The sequence below is a fragment of the Flavobacterium sp. HJJ genome (assembly GCF_015351475.1).
GTDB lineage: Bacteria > Bacteroidota > Bacteroidia > Flavobacteriales > Flavobacteriaceae > Flavobacterium > Flavobacterium marginilacus.
In genome coordinates this window covers 192806-208209 of the sequence record NZ_JADKPR010000002.1, presented here as the reverse complement: position 1 = coordinate 208209, position 15404 = coordinate 192806, and the positions used below count along the sequence as shown (strand labels likewise).

General features: G+C 31.4%; 14 protein-coding genes. All 14 read right to left on the bottom strand.

Features of this window, described 5'->3' with window-relative positions:
• Positions 1-7 precede the first annotated feature (7 nt).
• The 14 genes from IRZ80_RS02675 to IRZ80_RS02610 all read right to left on the bottom strand — a co-directional run bounded on the left by IRZ80_RS02675 (position 8) and on the right by IRZ80_RS02610 (position 15354).
• Positions 8-1330, bottom strand: a complete 1323-nt coding sequence (locus IRZ80_RS02675; protein WP_194640013.1) for a glycosyltransferase — start codon at positions 1328-1330, stop codon at positions 8-10.
• On the bottom strand, positions 1318-2568 hold the full coding sequence (locus IRZ80_RS02670) for a polysaccharide ABC transporter ATP-binding protein (protein ID WP_194640012.1): 1251 nt from the start codon (positions 2566-2568) through the stop codon (positions 1318-1320). The genes IRZ80_RS02675 and IRZ80_RS02670 overlap by 13 nt, the downstream gene beginning before the upstream one ends.
• A gap of 65 nt (positions 2569-2633) precedes the next feature.
• Positions 2634-3503, bottom strand: coding sequence for an ABC transporter permease (locus IRZ80_RS02665; protein ID WP_194640011.1), 870 nt, complete (start codon positions 3501-3503; stop codon positions 2634-2636).
• 656 nt (positions 3504-4159) lie between these two features.
• Positions 4160-6109, bottom strand: a complete 1950-nt coding sequence (locus IRZ80_RS02660; RefSeq protein ID WP_194640010.1) for a polysaccharide biosynthesis protein — start codon at positions 6107-6109, stop codon at positions 4160-4162.
• A gap of 150 nt (positions 6110-6259) precedes the next feature.
• Entirely contained in the window at positions 6260-6871 is a 612-nt protein-coding gene (locus tag IRZ80_RS02655; protein WP_194640009.1) for a sugar transferase, read from the bottom strand.
• A gap of 58 nt (positions 6872-6929) precedes the next feature.
• A complete protein-coding gene (locus IRZ80_RS02650; protein ID WP_194640008.1) occupies positions 6930-7883 on the bottom strand; it encodes a UDP-GlcNAc--UDP-phosphate GlcNAc-1-phosphate transferase in 954 nt (317 codons plus the stop codon).
• A 61-nt stretch (positions 7884-7944) separates the two neighbouring features.
• The gene (gene rfbA / locus IRZ80_RS02645; protein ID WP_194640007.1) at positions 7945-8814 is read right to left on the bottom strand and encodes a glucose-1-phosphate thymidylyltransferase RfbA; all 870 of its coding nucleotides are present in this window, start codon (positions 8812-8814) and stop codon (positions 7945-7947) included.
• 46 nt (positions 8815-8860) lie between these two features.
• Positions 8861-9721, bottom strand: a complete 861-nt coding sequence (gene rfbD / locus IRZ80_RS02640; protein ID WP_194640006.1) for a dTDP-4-dehydrorhamnose reductase — start codon at positions 9719-9721, stop codon at positions 8861-8863.
• Between the two features lie 81 nt (positions 9722-9802).
• Complete coding sequence (gene rfbC, locus IRZ80_RS02635; RefSeq protein WP_194640005.1) at positions 9803-10351, bottom strand: dTDP-4-dehydrorhamnose 3,5-epimerase; 549 nt, start codon at positions 10349-10351, stop codon at positions 9803-9805.
• Positions 10352-10444: 93 nt separating this feature from the next.
• Positions 10445-11377 (bottom strand): GDP-L-fucose synthase family protein, encoded by a 933-nt coding sequence (locus IRZ80_RS02630; protein WP_194640004.1) that lies wholly within the window; start codon positions 11375-11377, stop codon positions 10445-10447.
• A 48-nt stretch (positions 11378-11425) separates the two neighbouring features.
• Positions 11426-12544, bottom strand: coding sequence for a GDP-mannose 4,6-dehydratase (gene gmd / locus IRZ80_RS02625; protein WP_194640003.1), 1119 nt, complete (start codon positions 12542-12544; stop codon positions 11426-11428).
• A 46-nt stretch (positions 12545-12590) separates the two neighbouring features.
• Positions 12591-13514 (bottom strand): NAD-dependent epimerase/dehydratase family protein, encoded by a 924-nt coding sequence (locus IRZ80_RS02620; protein ID WP_228520780.1) that lies wholly within the window; start codon positions 13512-13514, stop codon positions 12591-12593.
• A complete protein-coding gene (locus tag IRZ80_RS02615) occupies positions 13487-14275 on the bottom strand; it encodes a glycosyltransferase (RefSeq protein WP_194640002.1) in 789 nt (262 codons plus the stop codon). The genes IRZ80_RS02620 and IRZ80_RS02615 overlap by 28 nt, the downstream gene beginning before the upstream one ends.
• A 35-nt stretch (positions 14276-14310) precedes the next feature.
• Entirely contained in the window at positions 14311-15354 is a 1044-nt protein-coding gene (locus IRZ80_RS02610) for a glycosyltransferase family 4 protein (RefSeq protein WP_194640001.1), read from the bottom strand.
• Between the last annotated feature and the right edge of the window lie 50 nt (positions 15355-15404).

The window sequence follows — 15404 nt, the reverse complement described above, 5'->3', positions numbered from 1 at the left end:
TCTATTTTTAAGTATTAATTATTTCATTAAATATTTTAGTAGCAAACTCAAAAGAAGAATACTGTTGAATTTGTGTATTCGCACTTTTAGAATATTGAGTATATTCTTGCGTAGTTAAATTGATCATTTTCTTTATACCACTAGCCAAATCATTGCTGTCTTTTAATATAGCCTTATAGCCATTGTAATCATTAATTACAATATTATTAACCACTCCCATATCGAAACCAACTACTGGAGTACCACATGCCATAGCTTCTGAGACCATCATGGGCCCAGAATCTTCAATAGATGAATTTACAAATAAATCTATAGCTTGATAAAGTAATACTAACAGCCTATAATCAGTAATGTAGTCTAGTTTTTGTTTTTCAAAATTTAAATATTCAAATTCTTGAGGCACATCACGTGAAACTACAAGTATAACAATTTTATTTTTTTGATGAACAGTTAATTGAGCTTCCAAAATTTTTAATGCTTCTATAAAATATGGAAATCCTTTTCTTGGATCATTAGCATTCTGGCTGCCTGCCAATATATAAAACTTTGAGCTTTCGAATCCAAAAACTCTTTTTGCTATATCTCTATTTTTGGCATTAAATAGCTTAGTATCAATTAGACTATTAATATTATGAAATACCTTTTGTTCTTTATAAATTTTTGATTCTTGGGCTTGTTTTAAAGTCCATCCTGAACCTGAAATTATCTCAAACCTTCCTTCTCGAACATTTTTAAGTTTTGTTTCAAAATTTATTTTTGCCAGATCCCTGCCATTTTTACCAATAATTGCAGGACATTTTTCATCACATCCTTTTATATATCCCTCACAATCCCAAGCATAATGACACCCTCCTGTAAAGTGATTCATATCAACTGTAATATTATACACTTTAGCGTTCGTTAATTTATGTAAATTTAATAAATCCGTACTATTTATAAACCCATCTGTCATACCTGTTATAATAAAATCTGGTATAAAACCTATTTGAGACACGATTCTCTTAGTTGAAATATTTTCACTAGCTTCGTCTTTACTAATGAAAGAATATTTTCCATCAAAATGAATAGGCTCTGTCTTATCTTTGAATTTGTGTATTATTTTATTTTTGACCTTTATAAATATCCTTTTTAAGAGAGATTTTCTTTTTAACGATTTTGGTTCATTTAAATATTGAACAATAAATCCATTTTTTTTTGTTTTATGCTTAACCAGCATGCTCACTGTATGGCCTTGCTCAATAAAAAAATAAGCTAACTTATAAATTGCTTCATAAGCACCATTTATATCTCCTGTAGAGAGTAATAAAATTTTCTTTTTTATATTTTCCATTCCAATGGTATCTTGAAAATTCCGTTTTCTACATCACCTTCTTTAAACTCTTCTTGAGCTAAATTGATTATATTTAAATTCAATTTCCTTTGAGGTAAATCTAATAGTTTGACTTTTGGTATATCTAATGCGAAGCCAATAATATATGAGTTTGCTATCAAAACATTTTTAGGAACTCTAACAACCCATGTTTTTACACCTCTAAAATCTAATTCTCTGCGGTTGATAAAAAATAAATTTTCATATTTATCTAATATAGAGAAGTTCAAACGTGCTTTTTCCTGATAAAAATTATTTCTTAATGTAATATGAATATATATATCCTGATCGGTGAAATACTCTATTACATTATTTTCATTTTCATCCTGTAATTCTACTTTTAAAATCTGAGTTGCCTTATCAGCATCATCTTCATAAATTATTTTAGAGACATTTTCATCATCCGAATTTATTTGTAAATATTTTGACAAGGCATCATCAATATTACCATCGTATTTCACTTTTCCATTTTCCATCACAATACCTCTAGTACACAACTGTTTTACCGCCGCCATATTATGACTCACGAACAAAACCGTCCTTCCTTGTCCCTTAGCAATATCCTGCATTTTGCCAATCGCTTTTTTCTGAAATTCAGCATCGCCCACGGCGAGTACCTCATCGATAACCAAAATTTCCGGATCAAGAAATGCGGCCACAGCAAAAGCCAATCGTACTGTCATTCCGCTACTGTAGCGTTTCACCGGTGTATCTATATATCTTTGACATCCTGAGAATTCAATAATTTCATCGAGTTTTGAAGCTATTTCTTTTTTGGTCATACCCAAAATAGCACCATTCAAAAAAATATTTTCACGACCAGTCATTTCACCATGAAACCCTGTCCCTACTTCCAGAAGCGAAGCTACACGCCCGCCAAATTTTATATTTCCTGTCGTAGGTGCTGTAACTCTTGATAAAATTTTAAGTAACGTAGATTTACCTGCACCATTCTTGCCAATAATACCGAGAACTTCACCACGCTCTACTTCAAAATTAATACCTTGTAAAGCCCAAACATAGTCTGATGTCCCTTTCGTAGAACGATCATTAATCTCCCCTATTTTCAGATAGGGATCTTCTTTACCTCGAATACTATGCCACCATCGATTCAAATCGTGACTCAAAGTCCCTGTCCCTACATTTCCCAAACGATACTGTTTAGAAATATTTTCGGCTTTTAATATAATGTCTTTCAAAGTTAGAGATTAAAAGTTAACGATTTTAAAATTAAAATTTGCTGTTGAAATTATCATTGCTTTTTTTACACTGTATCTATAAAAGTCTTCTCCGTCTTGTTAAAAATTAAAAGTCCAACAAAAAAAACAATTACTGTCACTGAAAAAGTGTATAACAATCCTCCAAATGAAATAGCCCCGACATTCAATAACATATAGCGGGCAGTTTCTATTAAATAGGCTAATGGATTATACTGTACCAGCCAGCCATACTCGGGTATTCTCTGTTTAATTAATTCCATTGGATACATCACCGCTGATAAATACATTAGCAATTGTACTCCGAAAGTAATTAAATTACTGAAATCACGATATTTGGTTACCAATGAAGAAATAAACATTCCCAAACCTAATCCCAAAATCCCCATGATTACAATCAATATAGGAAAAAATAAAACTAGCCCGTTGACACTTAAATTTGTCCCCTGAACATAAAAATAGATATAGAAAGCAACAAAAATAAAAAACTGAATTCCAAACTTTATTAAATTTGAAATGATAATCGACATGGGAGTAATAATTCTAGGGAAATATACTTTCCCAAAAATTCCTGCATTACTGGCAAACGTATTTGAGGTACCATTGAGGCAAGCGGTAAAATAGTTCCAAACGGTAATTCCTGCCAAATTAAACAAAAATGGAGGAACAGTCCCCGTATTAATTCCAGCTACATTATTAAAAATTATAGTAAAAGTAACAGAAGTAAATAGAGGTTGAATCAAGTACCATAAAGGACCTAGAACAGTTTGTTTATAAACAGTTATTACATCACGTTTTACAAAAAGCATCAGCAAATCTCTATATTGCCAAACCTCTTTAAGATTTAATGTAAAGAATTTATTTTTCGGTGTTATTTCAAACAGCCAATTGGTATTTTGAGGAGAATTAGTATTCATTAGTATTTGAGGCAAAAAACAATATGTATAATATTAATCATTAATATATAAAAGTGCAATTTTAAAAGAGAGGTGAGAACTGTAGCGTGTAATTAGTGTATGGAACAAATTCTATAATCCGTTTTCTGATCTTCTTATTGCAAATCAGAAAAAACAACTGATTTTTTTTGAATTCATTTTTCAAACATGTTCCATAATTAGAAGGCACCGCTTCGCAATTCATACTCACATAGTCAGTTGAATTCACATGAAATTTTATCGGCAAATATACTTAAATTAACTTATGAGTCTACTTATAAAAAAACCCTATTTACAGGTTTTTTGTGTACGAAAAGGAGACAATAAACTAAGTACAGATAAATATCTTATACGTTGTCAAATCCAGTAAAATAGCAGTTAAAATAATTATGATAATGCAATTTATAAATTTCTACAGATACAAAAAGCAATAAATTAGAGATGTTTTTTGTTGTTTTTTGATCAAATTGAACATTCAGCAAACATCAATAAAAGAGAAGTGAGTAAAAAAAGTAAAACTTAGACATTAACAATAACCAACCTAGAAATGACAAAATAAAAAATCATGTTTTCTCTAAATAAAAAAGGTTTACAAGAACACCCCTGTAAACCTTTTCTTTTAATATTCTTTTTAAGTCTTATTTATCCAAAACCTCAAAAGTTGAATTCATACTCTTAAACTCAGGAACGATAACTTTCATTTTTGTAACTATATCATCATTGTCAAAGAAATTTGCAATCCCGATAAGTTCATTAATGTCAGCATGAAGATTTTCAAATTCATCTTGAATTTCTTGGGCAATCATTATTTTTTCATGATATGTGGGAATCGTTTTAGCTGTATCGTTAAGCAGTTCTTCATATAACTTTTCACCTGGCCGTAAACCAACTACTTCAATTTTTATTTCTCGATCGGGGATAAAACCTGCCAATTTAATCATTTTTTTGGCCAAATCTAAAATACGTACAGGCTTACCCATATCAAAAATATAAATTTCACCACCATTCCCCATTGCTCCAGCTTCAAGAACTAACTGACAGGCTTCGGGAATAGTCATAAAATATCGAATAATATCCGGATGAGTAATTGTAACAGGACCACCGCTGGCAATTTGTTTTGTAAATAATGGTACTACTGATCCATTTGACCCCAAAACATTTCCGAAGCGGGTAGTTATAAATTTAGTAGCATTTTCCTTATTCTCTTTCTGATGCTTTATTTGTAATGACTGTACATATTTTTCTGCAATCCTTTTACTGGCTCCCATAACATTGCTTGGATTTACAGCTTTGTCAGTTGATACCATTACAAATTTTTTAACATGATATGCACAAGACAAATCAGCCAAATTCCTAGTTCCTAATATGTTAGTTAAAATTGCTTGCGATGGATTCTCCTCCATTAAAGGCACATGTTTATAAGCCGCAGCATGATACACTACTTGAGGCTTATATCTTTTAAAAACCTTATCAATAGCTTCTTTATCCCGAACATCAGCAATAATATATTCAACTTTTGATTTCGAATTTGTTTGTTCCAGTTCAAGACTCAAATGATGCAAAGGCGTTTCGGCTTGATCTAAAACAACCACTCTATGAGGATTAAACAATAATACTTGTCTAACAATTTCACTTCCAATAGAGCCAGCTGCTCCAGTAATTAAAACTGTCTTATCCTTTAACTGTCTTGAAATAGATTTTTTATCTAAGACAATCGCTTTTCTCTCTAATAAGTCTTCAATCTGAATATTTTTTACTTTTTGAGAAATTTCTTTTTGATTTTCCCAATCCGAAATCAAAGGGACAGTATAAACTCTGTAATTAAATTCTAAACATTGATCCACAATAATCAACTGTTCATCTTTACTGATACCTTTATCAGCCATAATAACAGCTTCAGCACCAACTGACCGCATTAAAGAGGGCAATTTTTTTCTTTGAATCAATATTGGCAGATCCATCATCCTTTTGGAAGCATTTTGATTGTTTCTGTCAACAAAACCAACTATTTTGAAACGGCTTGGGGTTTCAAACTTCAAAGCATTAGCTACAGATATTGCATTAGCATCTGTTCCATAAATAACTGTTCTTATTAACTTAGTTGCATTTTTATCAGATAAATACAATTCAAATGTTTGTTTAACCACTACACGATATAAAAACAAACCACAAAATGAGAGCAGAACATTGATAAAAAGAGCTGTTGTTAAAAAAACTTTTTCGTCATATAATAATTCATAAGTAAAATTAAAAAACAGGAACACAACCAAAACTGACATTTGAGAAAACAACAGCTTCACTGCATCGTTATAAGATGAGTGTCTAATAATTCCCGAATAAGTTCTAAACAGCCAGAAAAAGAAAATATTACATGCAAAAAAACAAGCTGTAAAAAACACATCATGAACTGTATTGATATATTTCAAACCAGTTCCTCTAAAAATAAGCAAAGTAAAGAAGAAGGTTATTGTCAAAACTGAAACATCAATCAACACAATTATCCACCTAGGTAAATAACTCAAATTACGTATACTTAATTTCAAATTATCCCTAGAAAAAAATCCAGTATCCATGGAATTTTTCGACATATGATATGCTTTTTAATTTTATAAAATAACTATAGACAAAAACAAAAATACAATTTATTATTCTTAGATAAGAAACTAAATAACTCTTCGTAAACAATTAACATGATAAGTAATAACAGCGTGTTGAAAATCAACTAACACCACGTTTCATTATCTAACCTTTCGAAAAACAAAATTGATTATTAAAAAACATACTCTTTTAAAAATAAATACCAAAGTGGCAGTAATAATTTTTAAATCGTTATAAAGACTTTGTTGTTTATAATAGTCCAAATTCATTCTTACTTTATCTGGAAAAATAACAATATCATTATAAGCTAAAGAATCAGCCTGTTTTTTTAACAATGTCTGTTCATCATAATATTTCAGAGAAGCCAAACTAGTTAATCCTGGTTTTAATTCGAGAATTTTCCGGTTTTCTCCTTCCAGCAAATCATAATAGCCCTCGACATCTGGTCTTGGGCCAACAATACTCATTTCGCCTTTCAATACATTAATAAGCTGGGGCAGTTCATCTAATTTAAAATCCCTAAGGAATTGACCAAGTTTAGATATCTTCAACCCTTTTAAATTTTGATCTAATTGTATAGTCCTTAATTTATAAATTGTGAATCGTTTCCCATATTGGCCAATACGAACTTGAGTGAAAATCCCATTAGTTCTAGTATCAATAATTGCTGCAAACCAAGCTAGAAGCAGTAACCAAAAAAAAATAAAAAAAGCCAATGCGGCAAATAAAACATCAAATAACCGCTTTATCATTGGCTGCAGATAGAAACTAATTTAGTGAATGAACACTCTTTTATAATTACGGTAATCATTAAATTATTCCTAAAGTAATTTTTCGAATAACTCTATTTCTAATCCATAGATAAAACAAAGTTTGAAACAATAAAAAAGAAATAATAATTGGAAGCGACAATTCTCCAATTTGCTGAAGATAGAACAATAATATGTTTATTAACAACTGTATTCCTGAATACAATATAGATACCGTAATATGAGAATACTCTAATTCATTAGCCAGATATTGATACAGATGGGATCTGTGAGGCTGAAAAATATTTTCTTTCTTTTTTAAGCGTATAAAAATGGTAATCATTGCATCAATACCATATACAGATAAAAACAAAACATACCCAATTTGACCAGAGTCTAAAACTGTTTTCAGCATAAAATAACCCAAAAAAAGAGCCATGCTAATACTTCCTACATCACCGGCAAATGTCCTGGCTTTTTTTCTAACATTAAAAAACCCAAATACAAAACAGGACAATGCCATAGTTATCAATAATGGTAAACTACCCTTATTAACTTCTAAAAAAGAAAAACTTAGAATAGCAACAAGTGCATATAAAACAGTAATTCCATTAATACCATCCATAAAGTTAAAAGCATTTACCCAGCCTATTAACAAAATAAAAATTATAGGTAAAATCCAAATCGGCTGAGTAAATAATCCTAAATCATAAAAAACCAAACTCATTGCCACTGCATGAGATACGAATCGAGGTAATTGAGATAAAGGTTTTATGTCGTCAATAAAACTAACAATGGCAACCAAAACTACAGCTAATGTTATAGACAGAGAAACATATTCTAGTAAATAAGCAGTCAAAACAGCTATAGGAAAAATAATCCCTCCTCCTCTCAAAGTAATTGAAGTGTGCGAAGAACGGCTATTAGGTTTATCTATTATATTGAAATAATCAGCGGCTTTAAAATAAATCAATTCAATTCCAATAAACAAAAATAATAGTGCAATATAAATCATGAATATAGTATCTGTTAGTTGGCTTATTTTTACAATTCTTAAAAGTCCAATAATCTATTAATTATAATTTGTGTTTTAAAAGGCCTAACAAATATTCACCATAACCTGATTTTTTTAAAGGCTCTGCCAAATCTCTCAATTGCTGCTCAGTTATAAATCCCTGTCTCCATGCAATTTCCTCAATACAGCCTACTTTTAATCCTTGACGTTCTTCTAGAACCTGAACAAACTGCCCAGCCTGCATTAAACTATTAAAAGTTCCGGTATCCAGCCAAGCAGTGCCTCTACTTAAAATTCCAACTTTTAATTTACCATTCTCTAAATATACTTTATTTACATCGGTAATCTCATATTCACCTCTGGCACTTGGCTTAATGTTTTTTGCAATTTCTACCACAGAATTATCATAAAAATAAAGCCCAGGAACCGCATAATTAGATTTTGGTTCCAAAGGTTTTTCCTCTATAGAAAGCGCTTTTAAGTTTTTATCAAATTCCACTACACCATATCTTTCAGGATCTGAAACATGGTAAGCAAAAACAACTCCTCCATCAGGTTTTGTATTCGATTGTAAAAGTTCATGCATATTAGCACCAAAAAAAATATTGTCTCCCAGAACTAAAGCAACATCATCATTACCTATAAACTCCTCGCCAATCACAAAAGCCTGTGCTAAACCATTTGGAATAGCTTGCTCAGCATAACTGAATTTACATCCGATTGCAGATCCATCTCCCAATAATTTTTTGAAATTAGGTAAATCATGCGGAGTTGAAATAATTAATATTTCATTAATACCTGCCATCATTAAAGTTGATAATGGATAATAAATCATTGGCTTATCATAAACTGGCATCATCTGCTTGCTCATCGCAAGCGTTAAGGGATGCAAACGTGTTCCGGATCCTCCAGCAAGTATTATTCCTTTCATTTTTTTGCTTTTTATGTAACGTTAATATCTAAGGAGTTAAGCAAGATTATGCTTCTTTCAATAATTCCATACATCGGGCTAAACTCACTTTATAATCAGGAACAACAACTCCAAATGTATTTTTTATTTTAGTCTTATCTAATAATGAATATTGCGGACGCCTTGCAGGTGTAGGATATGCACTGCTTGGGATACCGGAAACCAAACAATCAAAACCTCCATTTTCCTGAATTGCTAAAGCAAATTCATACCAGCTCACTTCTCCTTCATTTGAAAAATGATAAATCCCAGCCTGCCATGTTTCGTGAGTTAATATCGTAACAATGGCTTGAGCCAAATCGGCAGCATATGTAGGACTTCCAATTTGGTCATTAACCACACTAAGACTATCTCTTTCCTGCATCAAACGTGACATTGTTTTCACAAAATTATTTCCAAAACTGGAGTATACCCATGAAGTTCTTATGATTATTGCATAAGGATTTTCTTCCATACAGGCTTTTTCTCCTGCCAATTTAGTCACTCCATAAACATTAATCGGTCCCGTTAAAGCAGATTCTGTTAATGCTGTAGAAGCTGTACCGTCAAAAACATAATCCGTAGAAATATGTATTAGTTTGCAGTCATTAGAATGGCTCCATTTTGCCATAACAGCAACTGACTGATGATTTAACACATCAGACAATTCAACCTCTGATTCAGCTTTATCAACCGCTGTGTGTGCTGCACAGTTGATAATGATTTGAGGATTGATTTTCGCAATTGAAATTTCTAAATTTTTCAAATCACACAAATCCAATTCTTGGTAATCGGTAAAAATCCATTCATATTTATTCAGCTGATTAGATAATTTTCTTAACTCTGAACCAAGCTGTCCATTGGCACCTGTAACTAATATTTTTCCCACATTTATTTTTTCAATACTCAGCCAGTTTTTTAGGCTAAACTTCTTTACTTTTTCTAAATTAAAAAAAAACGAATTTCAAAACTAAAATTCCCAATCAACTGCATCAAAACTCGGTAAAATAACATCTTTTTCCGAAACAATAATTTCTTCTCTATTTAATTGCCAATCAATTGCCAAAGTAGGATCATCATAACGAATCCCTCTTTCACTATCTCTGTTATAAACCTGGTCTACTTTATAAAGCACAGACGCCGTTTCACTCAAAACCGAAAATCCATGTGCAAAACCGTGAGGAACCATCAATTGTTTTTTATTAGCTGCACTTAAAACAACACTCACGTGCTGTCCGTAAGTAGGCGAATTTTTACGCAGATCTACTGCAACATCAAGTATTTCTCCTTCAAGAACTCTAACCAATTTTGCCTGTGCAAAAGGCTTAATCTGCAAATGCAATCCTCTGATTACTCCTCGTTTAGAAAAAGACTGATTGTCTTGGATAAAATTGTAGGTTATTCCGTTTTCGTTGAACTTTGCCTTATTGTAGGCTTCAAAAAAATACCCTCTATCATCTGGAAAAACAGTTGGGTTAATGATTACTAAATCTTGAATGGCAGTCTTTTCTATATTCATAATTATTTTACAATTTATTAATTTAATATTTTAAACTATAATAATTCTTCTTTATCATTGATACAAAATAGCTTAATAAAAGTAGACTAAAGTCTAATTCCATTCATAATTTTTTATTTCTTCATACACTTTCTGGATTCCTTCCTCCAAAGTTATTGAAGCCTTCCATCCCAAATCATTCAATTTAGAAACATCCATCAATTTTCTGGGTGTCCCATCCGGCTTAGTTGTATCCATTAAAATCTGGCCTTTAAATCCAACTGTTTTTTTTATCAAATGAGCTAAATCCAAAATGGAAATATCTTCTCCAACACCAATATTTACTAGCCCTTCTTCATTATAACTTCCCATTAAAAACAAACAGGCTTCCGCTAAATCATCTGCATGCAAAAACTCTCTTTTAGGACTTCCCGTACCCCAAATTACAACTGAAGCGTAACCATTTCGCTTGGCGGTAATAAACTTACGTAGCATAGCAGGAAGTACATGGGAATTATTCAAATCGTAATTATCATTTGGGCCATATAAATTAGTTGGCATCACCGAAATAAAATTACATCCATATTGATTTCTATAGCCATCACACATCTTGATACCTGCAATTTTAGCTATTGCATAAGGTTCATTAGTTGGTTCCAAAAGACCTGTCAGTAAATAATCTTCTTTCAAAGGCTGCGGTGCCATTTTAGGATAAATACAAGAAGACCCCAAGAACATTAATTTTTTCACCTTATTTATATAGGCCTGATGAATTACATTATTCTGAATCATTAAATTCTCATATATAAAATCTCCCCTAAAAGTGTTATTCGCTACAATACCTCCGACTTTAGCCGCTGCCAAAAAAACATAATCCGGCTTTTCTTTCGCAAAAAAATCTGCAACAGCTTGCTGATTTCTGAGATCCAACTCAGATGAAGTACGCAAAACAAAATTTGTAAATCCTTTAGCTTTTAATTGGCGTAAAATAGCCGAACCCACCATTCCTCTATGACCTGCAATGTATATTTTATCTTGTAAATTCATAATGATTCTTTCTAAATCAAGAATACAAACTATTCTGATTGATCTAAATTAATATCTAATGGACGATCTCACTTCTTTTAACATCTTTTCTCTTTGAACATACTCAAGATCAGATGCCATCATTTCATTTACCAATCCAGCCAAATCATACTTCGGCACCCAGCCTAGTTTTGTTTTAGATTTCGTAGGATCTCCAATTAATAAGTCTACTTCTGTAGGACGGAAATATTGAGGGTCAACAGCAATAACTTGCTTGCCAATTTCAATTTGATAACTTGGATTACTACAAGAAATAACATATCCTTTTTCATTTACTCCTTCATCTCTAAATTCGATATCTATTCCTACTTCTTCAAATGCCATTCTTACAAAATCCCGTACATAAGTGGTTTCTCCCATGGCGATTACATAATCCTCCGCAACATCTTGCTGCAATATACGCCACATAGCCTCTACATAATCTTTGGCATGCCCCCAGTCACGTTGTGCATCTAGATTTCCTAAATACAAACAATCTTGCTCCCCTAAAGCAATAGCGGCGGTAGCCATAGTTATTTTACGTGTTACAAAAGTTTCTCCTCGACGAGGTGATTCATGATTAAATAAAATTCCATTGCAGGCAAACATATTATAAGCTTCACGATAATTTTTGGTAATCCAAAAACCATAAATTTTTGCTGCTCCATAAGGTGAACGCGGATAAAAAGGCGAGTGTTCATCATACAATCCTTTTGCATTTTTATTTTCGGCCAAACCTCCATACAATTCAGAAGTAGAAGCCTGATAAATTCGGGTTTTCTTTTCCAAACCTAAAATACGAACTGCTTCCAAAATTCGTAGTGTACCAATACCATCAACGTTAGCCACATATTCTGGCGAATCAAAAGACACTTTAACATGGCTCATCGCTCCCAAATTATAAATCTCATCTGGTTGTACTTCCTGAATTATTCGAATAATATTGGTAGAATCAGTCAAATCGCCATAATGCAGTTTAAAATTCACATGTGCTTCATGTTGATCTTGATAAATATGGTCAATACGTTGGGTATTAAAAGAAGATGCTCTTCTTTTTACCCCATGCACCTTATATCCTTTTTCTAATAATAATTCGGCTAAATACGACCCGTCTTGTCCTGTAATTCCTGTTATAAGGGCTATTTTCATCTTTGTAATTTTATAAAATAATTATTTTTTTCTAGACTCGTAGTTATTACAAATCATTATATTTTAAATAGTCTAATACTGACTGCGGATTCCAGCCCAATTCTCTGGCTTTTGAATCATCAAAAGTCAAATCGGAAGTAATTTTTTTAAGTTTCATTGAATTAATTGGTGCTTTATTTCCCAACAAATCCCCAACATACCCCACTAACTTTGCAATAGACAAAGGTAGATTAAAAGGTGTTTTCTTATTCTTACGTTCTGAAATAATAGTGCTCAACTCATTAAAATCAGGATGGACTCCATCGGTTAAATTATACGTTCCCCCTACAGTAGCCACTTTAGGGATAAAAGCAGCCACATCTTCTGCCAAAACCATACTCTTTCTCGCTTTTCCACCAGCTATATTAAAATAAAAACCTTTATCAATAGCTTTTAACATTGCGCCTAAATTTCCCGGAGGATTTTCACCAACTAACAAAGGCAAACGTAAGATTGTACAAACTATATTATATTTATCACACCAATTTTTAACTAAAGTCTCTGCTTCAATTTTACTTGATCCATAAGGATCTTTAGCTACTACTGGAAATTTTTCATCTATATTATTCCCAAATTCCTGACCGTAAACTGAAACTGAACTTATATAAACAAATTGTTTAGGAATTCCTGTTTTCTCCAACCCTTGCAATAAATTTAATGTGCCTGTAACATTTACATCCACAAATTGCTTTTTGTCTTCTGCCGTTTTTGGGACACTGTGTGCTTTACCTGCAGAATGAATAACCAAATAAAATCTTTCATTAAAATTTGGAATTGCTATAGCTAAAGAACAATGATAATCCCCACTTTTTCGGTTTAATTCAAAAACCTTTTCATCCTTAAAACTTTTTTTTAGAATACCTCCTAAAAAACCACTAGAACCAGTAATCAGAATACTCATATTTAATAAAAACTTTTTAGCCAACCCCATTTATTAAAATAGATAATTGCACTTTCAACTGTTATCCATTTGAATTTTAACCTTTTGTGGGTAAGTTTTGCAAAATGATGATATACATGGGCTTCAGGATAATATGCTGTTTTGGAAACTTCTAAAAAACGCCTTGTCAAATCCGCGTCTTCTAAATACATAAAAATTCTATCATCAAAAAAACCTACTTTTTTAAGTACAGAGGTTCTCAAAAACATAAAACAACCCGACAAATAAGGGATGTCATAGATAATTTCATTATAGTCCTTATTCTTATACTCATATTTATTCATCCTTTTTTGAAATATTTTCTTCAGAAAGGAAGGCATAAAACCTCTCGCAAACAAATCAAAAAAAGTTGGATTAGTTTTACATAAATATTGAAATTCACCATTGGGGTACGTAACTTTAGGCATTATATGTCCAATATCTAAATTTAAATCCATAAATCCACAAAGTTTTTCTAAATTCCCTTTCTCAAAATAAATATCTGGATTTAGAACTAAATGGTAATCAGAATCCAATTCAAAAGCTTTTTGAATTGCTAAATTATGAGAAGCTCCAAAACCCGGATTAGTAGGATTATGTATATATTCTACCCTAGAATCTGTAGCTAACAACCGTAATTCTTCTGTAGGTGAATTATCAATTAAAAGCAATTTAACATTCAAATCTGTGTTTAAAAAAGAATTAATTGCTTCTTGCAACATTGAGAGATCATTGTTATATAAAACAATACACGATGTTATTTTAATATTCATATTTTTAGAGCAAATAGTTTAATTAAATTACATATTTATTTTACAATTTGCGAATAAAATTTTAAATAATTCTCTCCCATCTTTTCTCCACTAAAATTATTCTTTGCTTTCAGTAAAGCATTATTAGATTTCATATTTTTTGTTTCTAAAGATTCAGTTATTGCGTAATCTAAAGATTTAATATCTTCTAAGGTAAAAAAAGTGGCTTCGTCTTCAGTAAAAATTTCACGAAATACTTCAATATCTGAACAGACTATTGCGGTTCTAGTAAGAGCAGCTTCAACCATTGCTAAACCAAAACCTTCACTTCTTGACGGCATAATGTAAACATCAAATAGATGAAGATAGTTATAAGGTCGTTTCAGATAAGGAAAGAAAATAATTTGTTCATGCACATTTAGTTTTTGAGCAAGATTTTTCAATTTTTCGATCTCATTTCCCTCACCGATAAAAACCAAGGCAAGATCTTTTCTTTTATTTAAAAGTCTAACAACCTGATCTATACCTTTTCTTTTATTCAGAGCAGCATAAGAACCAATAATCTTTAAATTTCTCTTCTTAAACTCATTAATTTTCTCTACATATTCTTCCTCAACACATAATACATCTAAATCAATATCTACTCCATTATAAACTCTAAAAAGATTCTCGAACTTATCATTATACAATAACTTCAATTTGTCAGAGATAACCACAACAGCATCATGTTTCTTCATCATATTCAACCATATTGGAGTGAAAATCATTGAAAACAATTTATTGTAACCATATTTAAAATCTTCAGCAATATCAGCATGTATAGTACAAACAGTTTTCGCTTTCAAAATCCTTGATCTCCATTTTTTAATATATCGATCTGGACGAAATCCATGTGTATGGATTACATCATAATAATCAAAATTTATAGGAACATTCATGTATATTTTTTGTGTAGCACAAGGAAATTCTAGTACTATATCATCATCAAAATAATAAACATCAATTTTTTCAACTTTTTGAACTATATTTTTTATAATGGTGTTTGCAACAATTACAGGACCCTTATTTATAAGTGATGGCAAGATATATGCTATTCTCATCTATATGTTAATCTTAAATAATAAAATTGTATAATTCATTTACATTGAAA